Source organism: Paenibacillus sp. F024, assembly GCF_057814255.1.
Window position 1 is genome coordinate 1 of sequence record NZ_JBVASZ010000009.1, and the last position, 23,185, is coordinate 23,185.

A 23,185-nucleotide genomic window follows, 5' to 3' on the forward strand; every position below is an offset into this window, starting at 1 on the left:
GCAAAATGTATGGACTAAAGACGCTTTTGTAAATCGCATGCGCATGAATGACGAACATCGGAAAGCCGTATGAGGGAAAACTTCACGTACGGTTTGATGAGGAGGGGCTGAAAAAAAAAAAAAAAAAATTCAGTCCTTTACTCTAGAGGGGTTAAGGTGAACCCTACCATAAATAGGGGGAAAGCGGAGATGCCAATACCTGTATTCTACATTCACGCAGAGATCGAGTGAATGTAGAATATAGGTAATATTTTGTTCAAATCATCCAGATTAGTTCTTGGAGATTTATGGGTTACCAGTTTTTTCTCTCGGCATGATTGCAGCGGCCATTACAGCATTGGAAGAACGATTCGTCGGGACAAACGCCGGGTATGGGCTTGCAAGGATCAAAATTATGGTTGCCCAGCACCTCGTACGGCCTCATCATATCGTGATCTTCATGCTCCAGTATATGGCAATGCCACGGATAAATACCCGTAAATGGACCGAATCGAGCGATGATACGGGTGACTTCGCCAGGGTTGACCCGTACTGTGTCCTTCCATCCCATTTCGGTCGGATCAGGGGGGACTGCCGGACCCACGATAAGGTCAGCCCCATTGGGATCGACTTTGAATGGTGAGCGATCGAGAACTTGGAAATTAACCAAGTGTAAGTGAATCGGATGTGTATCCGTCGTTGTGTTGAACAGTTCCCAGATCTCGATCGTTCCGTTGTATGGAGTTTCCGTGATCGGGAGATCATCCCAACGCATGTTGTTGAGAAGCAGCAGCGGACGTCCGAATTGATCCGTACTTTCAATTAATACATTTCTGCGCGTCGTCACTGCTTGTGCGGGATTCAGACGTTCCAAACAACTAAGCTTATTCGGAATTGTGCTTCTGTCCGGCTTGAAAAGATGTGAAGCCACCCGGAACTCCATAATCTGCATAAGGTCAGGAGTGGGGGCATCTCCGTTCGGGAAAGGAGCCGGCGCATCATTAGTTAGAATTAGGTTCTGCCCCTTATGGCCGGAGAAATCGATGATCACGTCGGCACGTTCTGCCGGGGCAAGGAGGAGATCGGAAGTTGTAATCGGTCGTTCCAATAGACCGCCGTCCGTTCCGATCAGTACAAACGGTTGGCCCGAGCTCAGCCGGATACGGTAAAAACGGGCGTTAGAGCCGTTAAGAATACGAAAGCGGTATTTGCGCGGCTGAACTTCGAAAAAGGGCCAGACCTTTCCATTAACTAATATGGTATTCCCAAAAAACTCAGGCACAACTGAAGGATCCGGCAGATCGGGATCAATAGGCGGCGGAGGTTGTACGGCAGGCGGCGGCTGGTGTCCGGGTTGGGTTGGATAGAAGAGCTCGCCATTTGGATAGAATGAGCGGTCTTGGATGACGAGCGGGACTTCAAATTGACCGCTGGGCAGATTCAGCTGTTCCTCATTCTGGTCACGCAGTAGATAGAAGCCGGCCAATCCCGCATAAACGTTTAAACGGGTAATCCCTAGGGCGTGATCGTGATACCAAAGTGTCGTTGGGCGTTGGCAGTTTGGATAATAGTAGATTTTGTGCTCGAATTTCGGACCGAAATTCTCGAAATCACGTGTAAACCAAGCCTCCGGATAACCGTCGTTTTCAGGCCGATTTCGGCCGCCATGAAGGTGTACGACAGTTCGAACGGAAGGCTTATCGGGCTCCGCGCCGTGCAAGGTACGATCAACCGGCAACAGATGTTCAAATGGCAATTTATTCATCCATTTCACCAAAATCGGTTGATTCCGTATCGCTTCAAAGGTTGGGCCGGGATATAAACCGTTATAGCCCCAAACGGTAGTAGGCGGCAGGTCGCGGTGTAATTGTTGTTTCACCTGCCGCATGGAGACTTCATAATAAGGGATACCCTTCCACATGTCAATCGGCCTTAAAACCGATGGAATGGGTAAAGCATCAACAAACTTCGTCAAAGAAAAAGATTGGGGGCTCAAATTAGATCTCTCCTTTCCGGTATTTCTCTGTTGCTTTGTTCATAGGACAGGTAAAGAGGGAGACGAGTAGAGTGCATGCCTTGCACTTAACTATTACAAAACCTCTATCACCTCCATGTCATAACTTATTCAGGTGATAGAGTAGAGTCTTGGGCAAAAATACTGAATAAAAAGTATATATTTGTTGGAGAGGTAGCCTTCTGACGAATATATGACTAGAAAGACGATTGGGAGCGGGACTTTTGAATCGCCAGAAGGAGCTCGTTATAAAAATTCGATTTATCCGGATCCGATTTGATTTTTTTTTGCAGTACCCGTGTAAAGTCGCTCACCGCTTCGATTGTATCGATTGACCACGTATGATCTGTCATCAGTTCATCATCCGAAAGGTTATAATATTTATAAAGAACCCGTCCGGGAATATCCGGTACAGGGTCGTTCCATGTGGTGTCGAGATGATACCATCCTCCTTCAATCTTTACCATGTTCCAAGTATGATGTTCTCCCCGTACCTTGCCGGAAATAATTCGGTTTTCAATGCCCGCTGCTTTGAGCATGCGGTATGTCAACATCGCATATCCTTGGCAGACTGCTCTGCCTCCGGCAAGCGCCGCATAAGCTGAATACTCGGTATATGAAGTGTCATAAGCCGTATGCCGCACAATATAATCGTGAACGGCCTTTTCTTTTTCATAGTCGTTCATGTCGGGCCGCAAAATCTCGGACAAAATCTCCTGAATTCGTTGCTGTACATATTCCGTTTGTTTTTTGGATTCCCAGTAGGAGATATCAAAATCGGCAATACTGTAGGAGCCGTACTTTGTTGCCGTAAATCCGGATTGATAAATAGTAAAACGTATATCATCATCCAGTTTTATAGCATCTTCCAATATATTTTTGAGCGTGCCGAAATACCGGGAATTGATCTTCAAAGTAAACTGCTCTGCCCGATTGTGCAGGTGCACTAGAATGGCTGACTTAATGGTCGCTGCGCTTTGCTTTTCCACGGATCGGCTATGGTCCGGAGATATTTCCTTTCGCTGCTCCATTTGATTTCACTCCATTCAGGAAGAGTCAACGAGAGAACTGCCGGGTAGTTTAGATTAGTGTTTTCTAGTGCTGCATTTTGGAGGCCGCGGGATCTCAGAGCCGTAGGCGACGGAGAAGCCGTCCTTGGTTTTGTTAGGAAGAGAAGACCCCTTCCATTTTCTTGATGACAATATTTCCACCGCCTTTTCATGATTTGTATATGATTATTCAAACGAAAAGGAGAGTGATACTGACACCTATCACTAACTGAAATAAGGAATGGCACCCAGTGTGAAGCTACCCAGTCATAAAGCAGGCGCTGCCGTCATTCTGTATTTAACTGGACTAAGGTTGTTTAATTTCTTTTAGAAACGTTCGTGGCAGTAGTTGCTGTTATTAATAGGAAAGAGATTAGTCCGTTATAACTCAAACGGTTGTAGGTGGTAGATCACGATGGACGTTTTGTTTCACCTGCCGCATGGGGATCCTGGAAAAAAGGAGCCGAATTAGAGATCATGCCGCAAACTTAGTCGTTGCAGGTATATTTATATTCAGGTTGAGTTTGTATGAAATATCCGCTTCTTACTTGTCCAGCCCAGTTTTGCAATGCCTCCTTCCACGAAACACTATTAAAAAATTCATCAACTGTTGTTGCATTAGAGAACCATATCAGTGGAGTGAAAGGAGCAAGCGGTCCGGCATCTCCCCAAACACCGCCTGCTTGAATCGTACTTTGTTTAACCAGAAGCAGCGGGTGTCCGTATTGATAGGCCATGGAAGGTTCAATTTGTAAGAAAGGCGAATAGGGCTCTCCTTGAGCTGTAGGACTTGTCGGCTTCAAAAGAGCGGCTATCGTTCCGTAACTTGACTTCACAATTCGACGAATATTTTCTAATGTAGTATCGGGATACTGGTCAGTATTGGGTAATGTTCTTGGAAATAGAAGCACCCTTTTAATTTCTTTAAACATACGAATGATAAATTGCTGCTCCATCGATAATGGCGGTCGGGGTGGTCCGAGCGTAAAGAGGTTTTGGTGACTGAAGAAGACCGGTATTCTAAAGAGCGCACTTGCGGCCTCATTCAAATCATTGATATCCTTGTATGACTGCGCCATCTCTTCACTACTGATTTTTCCCATATTCTCAAAGCTATTACTTTTCTCCATACTCATCTTTATCACCTCCATGTGATAACTTATTCAGGAGATGAAGTAGAGTCTTGTATGAAAATACTAGATAAGAAGTCTGTTTTTTAACATAAGAGTAGAACAGCTAGTGTCAATAAGAAAATGACCACGTATGATTCTTGCAGCAGGAATTAATGGAATTTGCTTCCTTTGACGATATGATAAGAAAGTGGTAATTTATTTTAATAAATTCATATCTATTTTGTTGGAATTTGAGGTGATCAGATGGGGGAACAGCAACAAACAACCATACTAGAGATAGATCAAGTTTCTCTTTCCTATGATAACAATCATCAGACCTTAAATAATGTTTCATTATCGGTAGATCGTGGCGAGTTTTTGAGCATTATCGGCCATAGCGGATGCGGAAAAAGCTCGTTATTGAATATGGTCGCGGGCTTTATCAAACCGACCAAGGGAAAAATTATGGTAAAAGGGAATACGGTAGAGCATCCTGGCCCGGATCGGGGTGTCGTTTTCCAGGATCTCGCGCTATTTCCATGGCTTAACGTGCTGGAGAATGTAACATTCGGTTTGAAAATGGCGGGTATGCCTAAAAACGAGCGGGTCAATCGGGGATTGCAAGCTTTGCAAATCGTAGGTTTATCAGGCTCCGAGCATAAAAGTGTCGCGGATTTGTCCGGAGGGATGAAGCAGCGTGTAGCTATCGCCCGTACGCTTGTAACCGAACCGGATATTCTTTTGATGGACGAGCCGTTCAGCGCTTTGGACGAGCAAACGAGGGAGCAGCTGCAGGAAGAGCTGCTGCGGATTCAGAAGGAAACCGGCATGACGGTGATTCTGGTCACACACAGCATCGACGAAGCCGTCTATTTGTCCGACCGTGTCGCGGTATTCCAAAATAAAGGGCGTATCCATCAAGTGATTAAAGTCGGCTTGGGGCGTCCCCGTCTGCAAGACATCCGTGTCTCAGCGATTTTTAACGACTACAAGAAACAATTAATGCAATCTTTACGGCATGATGACTCATTGAATGGTGATTTTGTCGGGATTGGAATATAGAAAGGGAGAAATAGAATATGAAAAACAGCATTCACTCTGCGCGCCGACGGGTATTGGGCATGGTAGGCGCGATCGTTTTAAGCGCCTCGTTACTAGCCGGCTGCGGAGCGGGCCAGGCCGGCAATAAGGCGGGCGAAGCTGCAACCGGTTCACAACAAGAGCAAACGCAAACGATTAAGATCGGCTATGTCAATATTATTGCTGCAGCGCCTGCGATTATAGCGAAAGAAAAGGGCCTGATCGACAAGCAAGGACTTAAAGCGGAGTTTTTCTCTTTTGCCAATGGCCCTGATTTGTATAAGGCATTGTCTTCCGGAAAGCTGGATGTCGCATATGCCGGAATGCCCGCAGCCGTCAACTGGGCATCTCGCGGCGCACAGTTTAAAGTCATTGCCAAAGTGGACGACGGTAAATTCGGACTTTTGACCAAGGATGCTTCCGGGATTCATGAAGCCGCTGATTTGAAAGGGAAAAAGGTGGGTTCACTGGTGAAGGGAAGCGGCGTCGATTATTTGATTCGCGGCGTTCTACTGCCGGAAGCGCAGTTAAACGAGCAATCGGCGACATTGGTACAAATGGACATGGCCAATATGGAGCAGGCTATCGTTAACGGCTCAGTCGATGCGGCAGTTGCCGGAGAACCGTTCCTGACATTTGCCGAGCTTCGCGGATTGAAGGTTGTCAAAGAGCTTCCTGATCCGGCGTTTGTTATTTTGGCATCTGAAAATGTACTGCAGCAAAAAGATGTGGTGGAAAAGTTCCTCGAAGGCCATAAGGCATCCATTGAAGAGACGAATAAAAACAGTCAAGACATCTCGGAAATTTTGGCCAAATCGTTCAATGTTCCGGAAATTAGCAGCAGCGGCAAGACATATTCCTCTGCGGAAGTCATGCAAAAAGCATTGCAGCGCAATAAATTTGATTATAAGATAACGGATGCCGATATCCAATTTTACCAGTCGGTAGCCGATACCAATCTCAAAATTAAGCTGATTGATCAGCCGTTGGATATATCGAAGGTTATCGATCGGTCTTGGGTCAAGTAACACATTTTAAATACATTGATTCAAGGTGGTACCATGAAAAAATTTCACTATGGGATTCTCGCATTTCCGTTTATTATTCTGGTATGGATTTTGATCTCAAGCCAATATCCCGCTCTGGTCTTTCCGGGGCCGTTGCGCACGTTGGAAGAATTCAAGAAGCAGTTGGTATCGGCTGACTATTACCATCACATCGGTATAAGTTTATATCGTCTGTTCTTTGGATTTTTCATCGCCGCAAGCTGTGCTTTTCTTATCGGGATGCTGGCTGGGATCAGCAAAGCCGTTCGGCAATTTTTAACTCCAATGGTCATGATCTTTCAAGCCACTCCGCCAATGGCATGGGCTCCTCTCTTGATCCTTATTCTCGATTTGGGAAATGCGCCGATGATTGCGGTTATCGTCATTGCCGCATTTTTTCCCATCGTTGTGAATGTCATGCAAGGGATGGAGAGAATACGAATCTCGCATATCCGGGCAGCGCAATCGCTTGGAGCTAATCGGTGGCAGCTGGCTTGGTACGTCTACCTGCCGGAAGTGATGCCGTCGGCCTTTACCGGGGTTATCGTCGGGTTCGGCATCGCATGGCGTTCACTTGTTGCGGCAGAAATGATCGGAGGCAGCGCCGGGATCGGCTGGCTGATCTCCTCCAGCGGGCAAATCGGCAATTCTCCGCTCGTTATGGTAGGCATTGCGACCATCGGTATGCTGGCGCTGCTATTTGAGTTCGTTTTGCTGTACCCTTTAAAAAAGCGTTATGCTTCATGGGCACCAAGAGCATAAAGGAGGAATACGGACGTGAAAATCCACCTGCGTCGTTTACAAAAATTTCAACAGTTGGCTGTCGCTCAATCGAGAAGCGTGCTTATCGATCAAAGCTTGGACCGGGGCGGGGAGAATGTCGGGTTTAGGCCGACGGAGCTGTGGCTGATCGGATTATCTTCCTGCTCGGCCACAACGATGACTCGCTATGCCGAAGAGCAGGGCTATTCCGTTGAAGGCATCGAGATTACCGCAGAAGATCATTTGGATGATGAGGGATACATTACGGCGATCACGTTTAATGCAACCATTAAAGGTGACGTCAATGCGGAGCAAAAAAGCGATTTGTTAACGCATGTGCAGCAAAATTGCAAGCTCCTGCGGACGGTGAACCCGAACATCCGTATCGAATACGTCGAAACGGATACGCAGCCGCGCGACCAGAACGCAAGCTGTACTCTTGAAGGCGGTCATTGCTGTGTTTAATTAACCCTAAAGCCGTAATACGATAGACGCCTTTGCCTGCTTGAGCAGTGCCAAGGCGTCTTCTCCTATTTATGGATGGTAAATGAAGGGAATTTTTTTGACAGAAACCTGATTTCGTTTTATGCTATTTTAGCAAAACTTTATAGAATAGGAGAACCAGCATGAGAAAGACATCAGCATCCCAGACCTCTCCTAAGGCAGGAATAGGGGAACGCTTTAGCTCCACTGGGTTTATTTTGGCTGCGATCGGAAGCTCGGTAGGTTTGGGGAATATGTGGAAATTTCCCTATATTACGGGGCAATACGGCGGCGCCGCATTTTTTCTATTGTTTATCATTTGTTTGATTGTAGCGGGACTTCCGATTTTGCTCGCAGAGCTGACGATCGGCCGCGGCGGAAGAGGCAATGCCTCAGCATCTTTGTTTAACCTTTCGGGCAATAAGTATTGGGGCTTACTCGGATTGCTGCCCGTGATCACGGCTTTTCTGGTCATGTCCTACTATGCCGTGGTCGTCGGCTGGACAATGCATTATACCGTAGAGTCATTTACGGGATTATTGTTTCATTCAGGCGTCGACTATAAAGAGAAGTTTGTGTCCTTTTCCGGGAGCTCCATGCCGCTCTTTTGGCAAGCCGCTGTTATGCTGCTCACTGGCTCGATTTTGGCCAAAGGCGTTTCCGGCGGAATTGAGAAATTCAATAAGATTTTGATTCCAGGCTTTTTGATTATTTTGCTGATTCTGATGTTTCGTTCTCTCACGCTTCCGGGTGCAGGGGAGGGGGTAAGCTTTTTCTTAAAGCCCGATTTCACCAAGCTTACCGCCGAATCGGCGCTGGTGGCTTTGGGACATGCCTTCTTCTCCTTATCGCTCGGATTTGGCTGTATGCTCACTTATGGGGCATATGTCGAGAAAAAGCAATCCTTAGGTGTCGCCACGTTTGCCATTGGATTTGGAGATTTGATTTATGCATTTATTGCCGGCTTAGTTATTTTCCCTACCGTTTTCTCTTATGGGCTTAAACCGGGGGAGGGGGTAGGACTGGTCTTTATGGCCCTGCCTGTGGCTTTCTCGCAAATGCCGTTCGGATTTTTCTTCGGGGGCTTATTCTTCCTGCTGCTGGCAATTGCCGCGCTAACCTCTGCGGTCTCTATTCTGGAGGTGCCCGTAGCTTACGTTATGCAAAAATGGCAGCTGAGCCGGACCAAAGCTTCCGTATATACATCGATCCTCTGTTTTGTAGTGGGCATACCGTCAGCTCTTTCGGTTACGGGTATTCTCAACCCCTTCCAACTCGGAGGCAAAACGATTTTTGATTTGTTCGATTTTACAACTTCCTATATATTGATGCCGATCGGAGGGCTTATCGTTACGTTATTCACCGGGTATGCATGGAAACGTGCCGGCGAGGAGGCGGGACTGTCGGGCTTTTGGTATAAGCTGTGGATGTTCCTGCTTCGTGTAGTATCTCCGATCCTGATTGTGCTTATTTTCCTGTATTCGGTAGGTCTGATTTCCGTAAAATAAATATGTTTCACGGGGGGCAAAAGAGTGTAAGGAAACTAAGATTTCTTTATGCTCTTTTCTCGTGTTGGAAAGTTTTTTGACTGGTAAATTTCTTGAAAATTGGTATACTAATTGAGTTTTTATTGATATAAGAAACAACAATTAAAGTGAGGTAATGATATGGAACCATTGGTGCAGGGTGGGATCAATGTACTTAATGATTTTCTTTGGTCCAAACTGTTGATTATTATGCTGATTTCCGTGGGACTTTATTTCTCATTCAGAACGAAATTTATGCAGGTCCGTTTATTGAAGGAAATGCTGCGGGTATTATTTGAATCCAAAAGCGGTGCTAAGGGAAGCATCTCGCCTTTTCAGGCTTTTTGTATTAGTATGGCATCCCGTGTCGGGACAGGGAACATTACAGGGGTTGCGATTGCCATTGCGTTAGGCGGTCCGGGAGCTGTGTTCTGGATGTGGGTGATCGCCGTTATCGGTTCAGCCTCCAGCTTTATTGAAAGCACATTGGCGCAAGTGTTTAAAGTGAAGGATAAAGACGGCTTCCGCGGGGGGCCTGCTTATTACATGCAATTGGGCTTAAATAAGCGTTGGATGGGAGCTTTGTTTGCCGTTTTAATTACCGTATCCTTCGGTCTCGTCTTTAATGCGGTGCAGTCCAATACGATAACGATTGCATTTGAAAACTCATTTGGGGCCGATCGATTGACTGTAGGCATCGTGATGACTGTGATTTTGGCCGCGATTATCATCGGCGGCGTAAAGCGGATCGCTAAAATGTCGGAATACATTGTGATTGTGTTAGCCGTCGTTTACATTGGCTTTGCCTTAGTTATCGTCCTGATGAATATCACGAAAATGCCGGAGCTTCTGGCTCATATCGTTAAAAGCGCGTTTGGTTTCGAGCAAATCGCGGGAGGCTCGTTTGGAGCCGCATTGATGAATGGAGTGAAGCGGGGACTGTTTTCCAACGAAGCGGGGATGGGGAGTGCGCCCAACGCCGCTGCAACCGCGACAACTAGCCATCCGGCAAAGCAAGGGCTGATTCAGGCTTTAGGCGTGCTTATAGATACTTTGGTTATTTGTACGAGCACCGCTTTTATCGTTTTGCTATCGGGGGCTTATCAGCAACCGGGATTGAGCGGTGTTGAGCTTACACAGGCGGCCTTAAGCATTCATATCGGTTCGTGGGCATCAGACTTTCTCGCTGTTATGGTTTTCTTGTTTGCGTTTAGTACGCTTATCGGAAATTATTATTATGGGGAAACCAATATTGAATTTTTAAAATCGAATAAGACCTGGGTATGGGTTTACAGGCTGAGTGTGCTGGCCATGGTGGTATTTGGCGCTATAGCCAAGGTTCAGCTGGTTTGGGATTTGGCGGACTTATTCATGGGCTTTATGGTTATAGTGAACTTGATCGCTATTACTTTATTATCGAAGATAGCTTTTGATGTGCTGGGGGACTATCTCAAACAGAAAAAGGCCGGCAAAGACCCCGTCTTTACGAAAGACAGCATTAAAGGGCTTGATCACGTGGAATGCTGGCCGGCATCTTCTTCAACCGACCGTAAGACAGCTCTGCCGGATCAAGTCTGAAGAACGTGAAACGGCCCGCAGCTTTATATTTCAATAGGGGTCGAGAACGCACGAAAGGAGTAAAGGAGGCCTGACGCTTAGTCAAGCCTCCTTTATTTTGCTGTAAACCTTCCCTAGTGAAGATCATGGGCCAGCGGCAATCGGATGTCAAAGCTAAAGGTCGAACCGCTTTCGGTTGATTCCTCAAGCCAAATACGCCCGTTCATTAATTCAACCAGCTGCTTGCAGATGGAAAGGCCGAGCCCCGTTCCTGCATAGCTGGAATGGAGTTGACTGAAGGTTTGAAACAACCGGCTGATTTGGTCTTGAGGGATACCGATACCCGTATCCTTTATAGTGAAGGTCACATGGGCGTCCTGCCGATGATGTTCAATCAAAGTTAAGTTTACATAAACGCCGATGGTTCCTTCGTTTGTGAATTTCACGGCATTGCCTACCAGGTTAATGAGAATTTGCTTGATTTTTTCTTTATCGCCCATCAAAGCGGCGGGAACCTGAGGATCGACTTCACTGTGCAACCCAATCCCTTTTTTTACGCTTTCGGCAGTAAAGAGCTCAAGAACCTGAGTCACGCAGGAACGGACGTCAAACGGCTGACGGTCGAGCTCCATTTTTCCCGCTTCCATTTTTGAGTAATCCAAGATATGATTCAGCATCGTAAGCAGCGAGTCGGCGCTCGTCTCTATGATGTCCGTATATTCTTCTTGCTCCTCTGTTAAGCCGGTAGTCTGCATTAGGCTTGCCATTCCCATGATCCCGTTCAGGGGGGTGCGAATTTCATGGCTTAGGACCGCTAATAAATGCGATTTTTGTTTGCTGAGTTCGTGAACGTGACGTGAAGCCAACCGCAGCTCCATCTGGTCTATGACAACTTGAGCGAGATGGCTGAGAATCGAGAGTTCTTGTTCGGTAATGGTTCGGGGCTTGTGGTCAATGACACATAATACACCAAGGTTGTGGTTGTCGTGAGTTGTCAGCGGCACGCCGGCATAAAAACGCAGACCAAACTCTCCTGCGACCAAAGGGTTAGCCAATGACCGGGGATCGATGCTGGCATCATTAAGAACATAGGGGGCATTGTTAAGAATGACGGAGGCACAAAGTCCCGGTACCCGGTCAATCTCCTGTATATCCACTCCATGATGGGATTTGAACCAAATGCGATCCGTATCCACTAGGCTGGTGATGGAGATAGGGACATTCAATAGCTGGGCAGCAAGGGCAGTGATTCTGTCAAAAGCGCCGTCAGGAGGTGTATCAAGAATCTGGTATCGATGCAGAGCTTTGATACGCTCATGTTCCTTTACACTGGTTAAAGACATATCATACTCCCTCCATACTTTAAATGAGATGAAGACATATAATTTCCAGGAGCGGACGATCTAATAGACAAGGGTGTTATCAATGCCCTGTAGATTTAAAAGTATGCCTACCAATAGAGGTAAGGGTTTTCGGAAATGTCTTTTCTTTGAGTGGTTTTCGGACATTATCAGTATAACAAACCAGTACTGGTTTATAAAATTTTTTTTATAATGTGAATAAAAAAAGTGGGGGGACAGATATTCTGTCCCCCCACTATGCACAGCAGCGGCCTATGCCAAGCTTTTTATAATGCTTTGCGAAGAAGCGCCTCGAATCCTTTTTGTGTCGGTACTCTTGGATTATTCCGGACAAGACGCGCAATCGTTAACGCGGTTTGAGCGATATGCGGAATGTCTTCCTCTTTAATGCCGATCTCCGACAGCTTGGTAGGCAGACCGATCGCACGCAAGGTGTTCAATACGGCCAGGGACGCTTTTTCCGCGATCTCGCGGTCCGTTAATCCGTCTACATTCATATTAAAGGCTCTTGCGATGTTAGCCATTTTATAAGGCTCTACATCTCCGTTAAAATCCATCACATAAGGCAGAAGGAGTCCTGTCACTTCACCGTGAGGCGACTTAACTAGACCGCCGATCGGATAAGCCAGCGCATGCGCTGCAGCCGTGCCTGCGTTCGAGAAGGCCAATCCGGCCAGCAAGCTGCCGAGCAGCATATTCGATCTGGCTTCCACGTTGCTTCCCTGCTGTACGGCAATCGTTAAATTGCCTGCAATCAGGCGGATCGCTTCCATGGCAAGCGCATCGCTGATCGGAATGGAGCCTTGGAATAAGATCGTGCCATCGGCTTGAATATATTTATGATTTTTAGCTGTGTAAGCCTCAATCGCATGAGACAGCGCATCGATACCGGCACAAGCGGTCACGTAAGCAGGAAGCCCCAGTGTTAATTCAGGGTCCAACAAAGCGACAGCCGGACGAAGATAATTGTCGGAAACGCCTACCTTAAGATTTTTTTCCGTATCGGTGAGTACAGCGACAGAGGTAACTTCGGAGCCTGTTCCGGCTGTCGTCGGTATGGCCACCAAAGGAGCGATTGGTCCAGGAACCAGATTCTCCCCAACATAATCCAGCGGATGTCCGCCGTGCGCCATTAACAAGGCCACCACCTTCGCCAAGTCGATGCTGCTGCCACCGCCCAGAGCGATGACGGCATCCGGATTCAATTGATCCTTGGCGAATTCGAAGCACTCCAATACCGAGCTTACCGGAGGTTCCGGTACGGCTTTATCATAAACCACAATCGTATATCCGGCATCCTGCAAAATCGAAACGACTTTGTCGGAGATGCCCGCTTGCTTGATTCCCGGATCGGTAACCAGCAGAACGCGGCTGGCTTTAAGACGCTTCAACACTCTGTCCAATTCACGGATGGAGCCATTCCCAAATACGATTTGTTCGGTGGAAAAATATTCCCATACATTTCTCATGTCCATTACCCCATTATCTATAAAATGTAATCCTAACCCTCGCTAATTATTGCATATGAATAACGACGATTTTCTCATCGGTCATTTCTTGAACCGCATGATGAGGCCCTTCTTTTCCGGTTCCGCTATCCTTCACGCCGCCGTAAGGCATAACATCGGCGCGGTAAGTGGAAACATCGTTGATGATGACACCGCCGAACTCCAGTTCGTGAGCCGCGCGCATCGCCAATTGAAGATCGTTGGTGAAAAATCCGGCCTGAAGACCGAAGCGGGAATCGTTAACCTGACGGAATGCATCGTCGATGTCCTCATAAGGCACAATACTGATAACAGGTGCGAACACTTCTTGGCACATGACTTTCATGTCCGGGGTGGTGTTTATTAAGATGGTAGGCTGCAGGACAGCCCCCTCGCGTGTACCGCCAAAAGCGATCTTCGCGCCTTGCTCCACGGCTTCCTTAATCCAGGATTCCGCACGAACCGCTTCCTTCTCGGCAATCATCGGACCGATATCGGTCGTAGGATCATTCGGATTACCAACCTTCAGCTTTTGGGCAACCTGGATGGCTTTGTCTACAAACTCGTTAAATACGTCTTGGTGAACATAGACACGCTGAACCGAGATGCAAGCTTGACCAGCATTGGAATAGCCGCGTGTCACGCAAAGCTCGGCTGCTCTTTGCAGATCAGGAGCGTCCTTATGCACGATGTTAGGGGAGTTGTTGCCAAGCTCCAAGGTTACTTTGCGAATTCCTGTAGCACTCTTGATATGACGTCCTACACCCGGGCTTCCCGTGAAGGTATACATCGCGATGCGCTCATCTTCCAGCAAATACTGACCCATCTCAGAGCCCAGACCGTTAACTACATTTAAATAACCTGCAGGAAGTCCGGCTTCCGTCAAGATTTCAGCTAATTTGCAAGCGATGATAGGCGTCATTTCTGCTGGCTTCAATACGATGGTATTTCCCGCTGCAATGGCTGGTCCTACTTTGTGGACAGTCAAGTTGAACGGGAAGTTAAACGGAGTAATCGCGCAGACCACGCCTACCGGGACCCGAATGCTGAAGGCCATTTTCTGGTCATTGCCCGGCTGGCCCAAAGGAATGCCTGTGCCTGCAATGCGCTTGGCTTCCTCGGCTGAAGCGATAAGCGTTTGGGTTCCTCTGTCGATTTCCGCCAGCGCGTCCTTCAATACTTTCCCTACTTCGCGCACCATCACGAGCGCCAATTCCTGCTTACGCTCTTGAATGATGCTGACGGCTTTCATCAAGATGTCATACCGCTCGGTCGGGCTCAGCTTACGAGAACGGAACGTTTCGAGCGCATTCTCAACCGCTTTATTCACCGTTTCTTTCGATGCCTTTCCTACGTTGGCAATTGCTTCACCCGTGTACTTGTCGTATACCGTAAAGTGATTTTCATCTTGAATCCAGGTTCCGTTAATGTAATGACCGTAAGTTTCCATGTTTTCTCCTCCTTAGGAATGACTGAAATCTGATTTGGAAAAATAACCCGTCGAATCGAAGCTCATCTCTTCCGGTTGCCCCAGCACCTCGATGTGAGGCTGTTTGAGAATTTCCGGCAAAAGCGATTCCGAAACGTATAAATATTCCAAATGAAGCGTGTTGGGAATACGGATGATTCTCGCCTGCTCCGGTTCTACGCCCCAATTGGAGCGAAGAGCGGTTTTTAAGGCTTCCCGGTCGTTGTCGAGCACAATCGGCACGGCCGCCCGGGTCAAGAACGTACTTGTGATGACATTTTCATTCATCTTTTGAAAATCAATTTGGTTAAAAAGACGTTTGGTGGTTAGATCCGCAAGTCCGATACCCAGCGCATTCCCATGCGATTCCTCGCTGACATCGCTCGCGACGATATATTTGATACGCGGACTGGTGGGCTCAGTAACGCCCAGAATCCGGATACGCCCGATAATGTTCGTATCCATCCCGGTACCGCTGTAATTTTTTCCAATTTCATCAACGACAAGCACATCGATATCTTCTACAGGCAGCTTGGGCATTAAAGCGGCCGATTGCTGCAGAAGCTCTTTTTCGCGCTGCTGAATCAGCGGTGTCGGGATCGCCTCGATGATCGCGGTTTGTTCAAAAGCATTCTCCACAATGCCCACGCCGCAAACAATATTTACCTTCTCGAGCATCACCTTGGCGACCTCAGGCATGATGTCACGAATGCCATGCACTCCGTAGCTGTGGATCAGCAGAGCTTGCTTGTGCTTGCCCATGCCGATCGCCGCCATTTTCATCAGTCCGCTCTCAATGCCGATCGGCGATTTGAAATCGGTATGCACCTTGATTCTTCCCATGAGCAGGACGCCGTCGGCTTCTACAGCGTGTTTATCTACATAGACCGGCATCCCTTGGGGAGTTTCACCTACCTGAACCACTTCCATGGAAGACAGAATAGGCGCGCCGCAGAAAGCCTCCGTAACACCCAGGCTTTCCAGCACTTCGATCTGTCCCTCAGCTGTCGCACCGCCGTGACTGCCCATCGTAGGAATGATGAAGGGGACTGCTCCCAGCTTGCTTAGCTCTTGAACCGCCGCCTTCACGATGATCGCGATATTGGCAATCCCCCGGCTGCCCACAGTAATCGCAATCCGTTGTCCCGGCTTGATTTGCTCAGCCAGGCTGACTTTTGCGAATTCCTGCGCGATAGCCGCATCAATATCAGTTACAACAGGTCCGGTGAATCGCTGCTTAATTTTAACCCATTTTGGAAGCTGCATGGTTTAAACAGCACCTCTCTAATCCGAATAGTTTGTTTCTCTTTATACTCTTTATAAAAAAGAAAGACAATGCACTTATTTAAACAGTTCAGGTAAGAATAGTGAAATTTTTGGAATATAGGTAAGGATTAATATATCCACGACAAGCACCACTAAGAAAGGAACCAACGGCCTTATAATTTGGTCCAGCCGAATACCCGCAATCTGACAAGCGACAAACAGATTTACGCCGACAGGAGGAGTAACCATTCCCATAGCCAGGTTGACGATCATGATCATACCGAAGTGAACAGGATCGATGCCGAGCGCAACTGCTACAGGCGTTAATAGCGGAGCCAGGATGATGATCGCAGCCGAAGTTTCAAAGAACATACCCACGAACCAAAGCAATAAGTTGATCAAGAACAAGAAAACGATCGGGCTGTCGGAGATGGATGTGAAAAAGTCTCCGATTTGCTGAGGGATCTGTTCACGGGTCAATATCCATCCGAACATACCGGCATTGGCAATGATGACCATGATGATCGCAGTCGTAATGGACGACTTGGCGAAGATATTCACAAGATCCTTCCATTTAACTTCCTTATAAATAAATACTCCTACGATAAACGCATAGGCAACGGCGACAACGGACGCTTCCGTCGGTGTAAACAATCCGCCGTAAATTCCCCCGAGAATGATGACAGGCATAAGAAGTGCGAGCAAAGCTTCTTTGAAGGCTTGGACTTTCATCGCCATGGTGATTCCCGATTTTCCTTTATAGCCCTTACGCTTGGCAATAAACCAGCAGGTGAGGATCAGGGAGAACGAAATCATAATCCCGGGTATAAAACCGGCCAAGAACAAATCGCCAATGGATACACCTGCGGAAATACCAAACAGAATCATTGGAATAGAAGGAGGAATGATAACCCCTAATTCACCGGATACCGCTTGAGTAGCGGAAGCAAACCGGATATCGTAGCCGCGCTGCACCATGGCCGGAATCAGAATCGACCCGATGGCTGCCGTCGTAGCCGCACTGGAACCGGAAATGGCGGAGAAGAACATGGCCGTTACGACGGTTACAACCGCCAGACCGCCCGTCATGCCCCCAACGAGGGAGTTAGCCAGGTTGACCAATCGACGTGAGATTCCGCCGGTTTCCATAAGAGAGCCGGCTAAAATAAAGAAAGGGATAGCCATTAGCGGAAAAACGTCCAATGCCGCAAACATCCGCTGAACCAGAACAAGCAAAGGCATGTTGCCGTCGCTAAGAACAGCGATCGTAGAAGCAAGTCCTAATGACAGTGCTACAGGCACGCTGAGCAGCAGTAAAATCAATAAAGAAACAAGCATAATCAGCGCCATACGTTATTCACTCCCCGAAAATACTTCTTTTTGTTGTCCGTCTTTTCCCGCAATGGTTTCCAGCAATACAGCGATTGCGTTGATGAGCATGAATATTCCGCTAATCGGAAGTGCCGCATAAGGAATCGACATCGGGATACGCAGGCTTGGGGATTCTTGCGCCGAAACATGACCCAGCATCTCGAATCCGTAATAGACGAGAATAAAAAAGAAAATCATGGTAATCACTGTAACCAGAACGCGGACAATCCGCTTCAAGGTTGAATTCAAGCGTTCAACAATGGCTTCCACGCCGATTAATGCGCTGTAACGAACCGCCAAGGCCGTACCCAAAAACACAAGCCAGATCATGCAGTAACGTGCCAGCTCCTCCGACCAGTCGGGCATTTCAACATCAATATATTTACCGGCAAAGCGAATGACGACCTGGAATACGACGGCAACCGACATCACGGCCAACAGCAGCGCGCACAGGTAGCGCAACAGCTTATTCAATCCGTCTATATATTTAATGATCGTAGTCATACTTTCACATCCTGTCCTTATCTGTGGGATGGTGAATGGCGGATGAGAATCTCATCCGCCACGGTGGCTCTCTTTATAGCTTATTTTACATCCTGAATTTTTTTGATTAAATCACCGAACTGCGGCTGATATTTGTCATATACCGGCTTCACGGCATCTACAAAAGGCTGAATGTCCGGCTTTTCGTTAATCGTCATACCTTTTTGAGCCAACTCTGTGAGGTATTGCTTCTCCATGTCTTGTACTACTTGACGCTCGTAGTTTCCTGCTTCCACAGCGGCTTCGCTAAGCGCTTTCTGCTGCTCTGGAGTCAGGCTGTTAAATGTGTTTTTGGAAACCATCAAAAGCGACGGAGAGTAGAAATGGCGCGTCATGGTCAGGTGCTTTTGAACTTCATTGAAACGGGAGGTGTAAATAACCGGAACCGGATTTTCCTGCGCATCGATTACACCTTGCTGAAGCGCGGTAAACAGCTCGGTAAAGGACATTGGAGTCGGTTGGGCGCCAAAGGCCTTAAAGGTATCGCTGTGAATCGGATTTTCCTGGATCCGGATTTTGATGCCTTTCAGATCTTCAGGCTTGTTAATGGCAGCGTTTTTATTTGTTACATTACGGAATCCGTTCTCCCACCAGGCCAGCGTCTTGACGCTCGATAATTTGGTCTCGACCTTCTGACGCAGTTCTTGTCCTACTTCGCCATCCAACACTTTGTGTGCATGGTCGGCATCACGGAACAAGAAAGGCAAATCAACGACGCTAATTTCCGGAACGAAGCCGTTCATCGGTGCAGTGGAAGTCAATACCATATCGAGGCTGCCTACATTCAAGCCTTCGATCATGTCGCGCTCCCCGCCAAGAGATCCGTTCGGGAAGATTTGCAGTGTAACTTCACCGTTCGATTTTTGCTCAACCAATTCTTTGAACTTCTCCATCCCTTTTTGGTAGTGGGACGTATCCGCAAGCGTATGGCCGATTTTCAAAGAAACCTTCTTCGCTTCTCCGTCTGCAGAGCCCTGGGATCCGCCGCCGCCGCCGCAAGCTGTCAATGTTAGAACAGCTGCAAGTGTCAAAACAGGAACTAGTTTTTTCATTTGTGTACCCCCTGATACTTGGTGTTTGAAGAAATCGTTTTCACTAATAAAAATACACGAAAATGTTGAATATTACAATACCTATTTTTATAAAAAGTGATGTAAAATCAAACATTTTAATTTTTGAAGTTAAAAGTTTTTCAAATTAAAACACTTTAAAGACATATTTAACCAATGAAATGTTTTCCAATTGGAATGAGACAGGATGAAACCAGATTTTGTTTGTTGTTTGTGTAATAACGCAACATGGAGTGAAATGAAAAATGCCACTCTCCCCGTTTACAGGGGAGATTCACCTGCCTGACGGTTGAAGTGACATGTTTTCAAATCGGATTCCCTATGCAGGGCGGTTAATCTTGGGTGCCGTTTTTTTCAATTTCCTTGATTTTACGCCATAACGTCGAACGATTAATGCCCAGCCGTTTGGCTACCGACGTTTGATTATACTGTTCTTCCTCCAGAACCTTGGAAATAATTTCTTTCTCCAATTGTTCCAGTGTTTTGCCGGCAATATCAATACCTTGAACTTGAGGCTGGTCGTTTGCGTTCATATCCATTTCCTCTAAAAAAGGCAGCACTTCCTTCAGTTCGATAAAAGGGCCGGAAGTAAATACGCACATTCTTTCCACCATAAGCTTTAATTCCAATACATTCCCCGGCCATGAAGCCTGGGTTAATCTCTCCATAACCTCTTCGCGGCAGCCGACAATTTGTTTGCCGAATTTCGGATTGGCCGATACGATAAACCAAAGCACCAATTCCCGAATATCTTCTCTGCGTTCCCTTAAAGGAGCAATAACGATGGTCCCCCCATGTAGAAGATGATACAAATCTTCACGGAAGCGGCCTGCTTCCACGAGCTCGTGCAGGGATTCGGAATGGGCTGCAATGATTCGGACGTCGACAGGGGTCGTTTTTCCGCCGTTTAAACGGGCAACCTTCTTCTCCAACAAGACGTTAATCAGCTTGGCCTGCAGTGAGTGAGACAATTTGCCAATGGCATCGATAAATACCGTTCCGCCATGGGCAAGCTCAAAGATCCCCGGCACCTGCTCCAGATGATCTCCCAGCAGCTCAAACTCCATGTTTTTTTCATAAAAGGCCTCACAATTAATAAAGAGAAAAGGCTGGCTTCTTCGCCCGCTTTCATTGTGGATCGCCTGGGCCAGACTATGCTTTCCTGTGCCCGGTTCACCGTAGATCAACAGAGGCGTGTTTGATTTGGAAAATTGCTTGGCCGTGCGGATGACCTGCTTCATAGCCGGAGAAATGGCAACGAGGTGATTAAAATGCTTGGTCGCCCTTGAGCTTTTAAGCGATTGCTTTTGACGAACCAGACTCTCCGCTTCCTGGATGTCGCTTACCGTCTGAAGAATCGTCAGCTCGCTTGGGTGGTTTGTCTGAACGGCTAAAGGCATTTTGTTCAAAACGACGGTTTCCCCGTTCACTTCGATAATTTCCCTGGCAGCGGGCCTGCTAAGCGCATCATAGGGAGCATTCAGTGCAGGATGAATCCCATGAAGCTTTTGTGCTGTGGCTTGATCTTTCGTAAGATCCAGCAGCTTTTCCGCCTTGTCGTTCAATACCTCAATCTCGCCTTGCTGATTGGTAACCAAAATCCCGTCAGGGTACTCCTGTACAATCGATTCGTATAATTGACGAAGTGTCCTCTCTTTGGTCGTGTAGTAAGCTACCTTCTCGGCTTCCTTTAACGCTTCTTCCACCGATTCTCTTCCGGAGGTAATCAAAATCGCCTTGAGACCAAATTGGGATGCGGTATACGTGGATATCCGGTCTCCGATAATGACTTGGATATTTTGCTCTATGGCCGCTCGGATCTGGTCTTCAATCTCCATCTCTGTACTGATCGGGAAGAAGGTGAGATCCATTTCGAGCAGCTTTCCTACTTCATCGGCGCCTTGAATGGTATTCTGATAGCTCATGACTGCGATTTTTTCGGGGTAGCCCTTGATCAGCGTAAGCGTACGCAAAATATCATAGCCTGAAATTTTTACATCGACGACAGGAAGCTGACAATGCTCCTGAAGCAAGTTGGCTGTAGCTCCCCTACTGATAATCACGTCAAATCCCTGATCTTCATATTCTTTGGCAATGGCCAAGCCTTTGTATAAATCGCCGATTTCAACGTGAATATGTTTACGCAGGTCCTCATTGACTTCCAAAAACAATTCTTTTAATCCTTGATAAGGCGCTATTACTAAGATTTTACACATGGGAGGACCTCCGGATACAACGTGTTGCATTTTAGTACACTCATTGTATCCCAACACGTACAAGGTTTCAACATTGAAAATTAGCGGCCGTATGACAATGGGCGGAAAAAGGAGCCCCGGATCAGTGGTTCATCAGCACAAAAAATGAAAACATAACTAAAAGACTAAGCCCTTTATTTGCAAAGGCTTAGTCTTTCAGCTTATAAGTGATTTATTTTATTCGACATCCGCGTCAGGAAGCGCCCATACCGATACGCTTCCTCCGTTGACCGGGAAGGTGGCAAAACCGTCCTCTTCGATCGTAATCCGATCTGCTCTGGTATTGGTCAGGTCGACCCATACTTCTCCCGCCCGTTCTTCTCCGACAAACATGCGTTTGTCTCCTTCAACGCTGTTCGAAATGACAACAGCACAGCCGGAGCGCTCGATCTCCGTCACGCCGCGCCGAACCCACCCGATCGTATTCGGGTGATCGAAATAGTCTTCTTGTTTCCCATACGCTTTATGGGAGCGGGCGTAAAGAAGGGGATCGATGGCCGCTTTTTTTCCTTCAATCGGCTCCTCGCCGCCAATACCGTAATAATCGCCGTAAAAGACAACGGGATAACCGTCTTGGCGAAGAAGGATCAGAGCATAGGCGATTTGCTTAAACCAATCGTCTATCCAGGACTCCAGAGATTCATTAGGCTGCGAATCATGGTTGTCGACGAACGTCACGGCGTTCATCGGGTGCGAATTCACTAAGGTGTCTTCAAATATCGTAGTGAGATCAAACTCGCTTCCGGCTGTTGATGCGGCATGTAATTTGTAATGAAGCGACACATCAAATAAATCGATCTTGTAATCGACCGTATCCAAAAATTGCCGGCAGGCCGCAAGATCCGGGTTCCAAAACTCTCCTACAATATAAAAGTCTTCTCCGCGCTCCCGGATCATTTCTGTTGCAAAATCGTTAATAAATTGATGGTTAATATGTTTTATGGCATCCAGACGGAATCCGTTGCACTTCAGCGTATCGGCAAGCCACTTGCCCCATCTTATCATCTCTTCCTTGACTTCCGTATGGTTATAATCGATATTGGCAAACATTAAATAGTCGTAATTTCCGAATTCATCATCTACATTCTCATTCCAGGCTTTATGGTCGCCGACAATTCGAAAAATGCCGGTTCGACCCTCTCGTTCATCATAATCCGTCCCGTTAAAATGTTCAAAGTTCCATTGGAAAGAGGAATGCTGCTCCCCGCGGCCGGGGAATGTAAATTTAGTCCAGCCTTCAATATCAAAGGGTTCTGAAATTTCTTCGGTTCGATTTTGTGCATCCACCTCGATAACCTGAAAGGTCTCCTTCTCGTCGGCTCCCGCTTTATGATTCATGACAACATCCACATATACGGCAAGTCCATGCTGATGACAGGCCGCAATCGCATCCAATAGTTCCTGTTTCGTTCCGTATTTGGTGCGAACCGTTCCCTTTTGGTCGAATTCACCCAAATCATAAAGATCGTATACGCCATACCCTGTATCCTCAGCGGATTGACCTTTGGTAACAGGGGGAATCCACACCGAATCGATGCCTCTTTCTTTCAGCTCCGGAGCTAACTCTTTCAGACGATTCCAAAGCGTTCCATCTGCTTCTACATGCCATTCAAAAAATTGCATCATGGTATGATTGCGGCTCATGGTTTGTATTTCCCCTCTCAAAATAAGTGACCAGTCTAAGATTGATTACCCCATGGGTCTTCCAGCTTAAACCTTCTATAGGTCAAAATGAAGGGAAATGAATTATAATGTC

18 protein-coding genes are annotated in these 23,185 nt (G+C 47.1%); 6 read left to right on the forward strand and 12 right to left on the reverse strand.

Features of this window, described 5'->3' with window-relative positions; genetic code table 11:
- Window positions 1-292: 292 nt before the first annotated feature.
- The 3 genes from ACZYR9_RS11220 to ACZYR9_RS11230 all read right to left on the reverse strand — a co-directional run bounded on the left by ACZYR9_RS11220 (window position 293) and on the right by ACZYR9_RS11230 (window position 4,178).
- Window positions 293-1,900 (reverse strand): multicopper oxidase family protein, encoded by a 1,608-nt coding sequence (locus tag ACZYR9_RS11220; protein ID WP_488978733.1) that lies wholly within the window; start codon window positions 1,898-1,900, stop codon window positions 293-295.
- Between the two features lie 290 nt (window positions 1,901-2,190).
- Window positions 2,191-3,024, reverse strand: coding sequence for a transglutaminase domain-containing protein (locus tag ACZYR9_RS11225; protein ID WP_488978578.1), 834 nt, complete (start codon window positions 3,022-3,024; stop codon window positions 2,191-2,193).
- Between the two features lie 506 nt (window positions 3,025-3,530).
- Complete coding sequence (locus ACZYR9_RS11230; protein ID WP_488978579.1) at window positions 3,531-4,178, reverse strand: hypothetical protein; 648 nt, start codon at window positions 4,176-4,178, stop codon at window positions 3,531-3,533.
- Window positions 4,179-4,418: 240 nt separating this feature from the next.
- Here ACZYR9_RS11230 and ACZYR9_RS11235 point away from each other — a divergent pair, with 240 nt between their 5' ends.
- From ACZYR9_RS11235 to ACZYR9_RS11260, 6 genes are all read left to right on the forward strand, one after another.
- A complete protein-coding gene (locus ACZYR9_RS11235; RefSeq protein ID WP_488978580.1) occupies window positions 4,419-5,216 on the forward strand; it encodes an ABC transporter ATP-binding protein in 798 nt (265 codons plus the stop codon).
- Window positions 5,217-5,233: 17 nt separating this feature from the next.
- Complete coding sequence (locus ACZYR9_RS11240; RefSeq protein ID WP_488978581.1) at window positions 5,234-6,262, forward strand: ABC transporter substrate-binding protein; 1,029 nt, start codon at window positions 5,234-5,236, stop codon at window positions 6,260-6,262.
- Window positions 6,263-6,295: 33 nt separating this feature from the next.
- The gene (locus ACZYR9_RS11245; RefSeq protein WP_488978582.1) at window positions 6,296-7,042 is read left to right on the forward strand and encodes an ABC transporter permease; all 747 of its coding nucleotides are present in this window, start codon (window positions 6,296-6,298) and stop codon (window positions 7,040-7,042) included.
- Window positions 7,043-7,057: 15 nt separating this feature from the next.
- Window positions 7,058-7,507 (forward strand): OsmC family protein, encoded by a 450-nt coding sequence (locus ACZYR9_RS11250; RefSeq protein ID WP_488978583.1) that lies wholly within the window; start codon window positions 7,058-7,060, stop codon window positions 7,505-7,507.
- Window positions 7,508-7,668: 161 nt separating this feature from the next.
- On the forward strand, window positions 7,669-9,033 hold the full coding sequence (locus ACZYR9_RS11255; protein ID WP_488978584.1) for a sodium-dependent transporter: 1,365 nt from the start codon (window positions 7,669-7,671) through the stop codon (window positions 9,031-9,033).
- Window positions 9,034-9,192: 159 nt separating this feature from the next.
- Entirely contained in the window at window positions 9,193-10,629 is a 1,437-nt protein-coding gene (locus ACZYR9_RS11260; RefSeq protein ID WP_488978585.1) for an alanine/glycine:cation symporter family protein, read from the forward strand.
- Window positions 10,630-10,742: 113 nt separating this feature from the next.
- Here ACZYR9_RS11260 and ACZYR9_RS11265 read toward each other — a convergent pair whose 3' ends face one another.
- The 9 genes from ACZYR9_RS11265 to ACZYR9_RS11305 all read right to left on the reverse strand — a co-directional run bounded on the left by ACZYR9_RS11265 (window position 10,743) and on the right by ACZYR9_RS11305 (window position 23,073).
- Window positions 10,743-11,951 (reverse strand): GAF domain-containing sensor histidine kinase, encoded by a 1,209-nt coding sequence (locus tag ACZYR9_RS11265; RefSeq protein ID WP_488978586.1) that lies wholly within the window; start codon window positions 11,949-11,951, stop codon window positions 10,743-10,745.
- 284 nt (window positions 11,952-12,235) lie between these two features.
- Window positions 12,236-13,438: a hydroxyacid-oxoacid transhydrogenase gene (locus ACZYR9_RS11270; RefSeq protein WP_488978587.1), complete on the reverse strand. Its 1,203-nt coding sequence runs from the start codon at window positions 13,436-13,438 to the stop codon at window positions 12,236-12,238.
- A gap of 46 nt (window positions 13,439-13,484) precedes the next feature.
- On the reverse strand, window positions 13,485-14,906 hold the full coding sequence (locus ACZYR9_RS11275; RefSeq protein ID WP_488978588.1) for an aldehyde dehydrogenase family protein: 1,422 nt from the start codon (window positions 14,904-14,906) through the stop codon (window positions 13,485-13,487).
- A 12-nt stretch (window positions 14,907-14,918) separates the two neighbouring features.
- The gene (locus ACZYR9_RS11280) at window positions 14,919-16,190 is read right to left on the reverse strand and encodes a nickel pincer cofactor-dependent isomerase, group 22 (protein ID WP_488978589.1); all 1,272 of its coding nucleotides are present in this window, start codon (window positions 16,188-16,190) and stop codon (window positions 14,919-14,921) included.
- Window positions 16,191-16,265: 75 nt separating this feature from the next.
- Complete coding sequence (locus tag ACZYR9_RS11285) at window positions 16,266-17,540, reverse strand: TRAP transporter large permease (RefSeq protein ID WP_488978590.1); 1,275 nt, start codon at window positions 17,538-17,540, stop codon at window positions 16,266-16,268.
- Between the two features lie 3 nt (window positions 17,541-17,543).
- Window positions 17,544-18,065, reverse strand: coding sequence for a TRAP transporter small permease (locus ACZYR9_RS11290; protein WP_488978591.1), 522 nt, complete (start codon window positions 18,063-18,065; stop codon window positions 17,544-17,546).
- A gap of 80 nt (window positions 18,066-18,145) precedes the next feature.
- Window positions 18,146-19,156 (reverse strand): TRAP transporter substrate-binding protein, encoded by a 1,011-nt coding sequence (locus ACZYR9_RS11295; RefSeq protein WP_488978592.1) that lies wholly within the window; start codon window positions 19,154-19,156, stop codon window positions 18,146-18,148.
- 350 nt (window positions 19,157-19,506) lie between these two features.
- Window positions 19,507-21,390 (reverse strand): sigma-54-dependent Fis family transcriptional regulator, encoded by a 1,884-nt coding sequence (locus ACZYR9_RS11300; protein WP_488978593.1) that lies wholly within the window; start codon window positions 21,388-21,390, stop codon window positions 19,507-19,509.
- A 216-nt stretch (window positions 21,391-21,606) separates the two neighbouring features.
- Window positions 21,607-23,073 (reverse strand): alpha-amylase, encoded by a 1,467-nt coding sequence (locus ACZYR9_RS11305; protein WP_488978594.1) that lies wholly within the window; start codon window positions 23,071-23,073, stop codon window positions 21,607-21,609.
- Window positions 23,074-23,185: the final 112 nt, after the last annotated feature.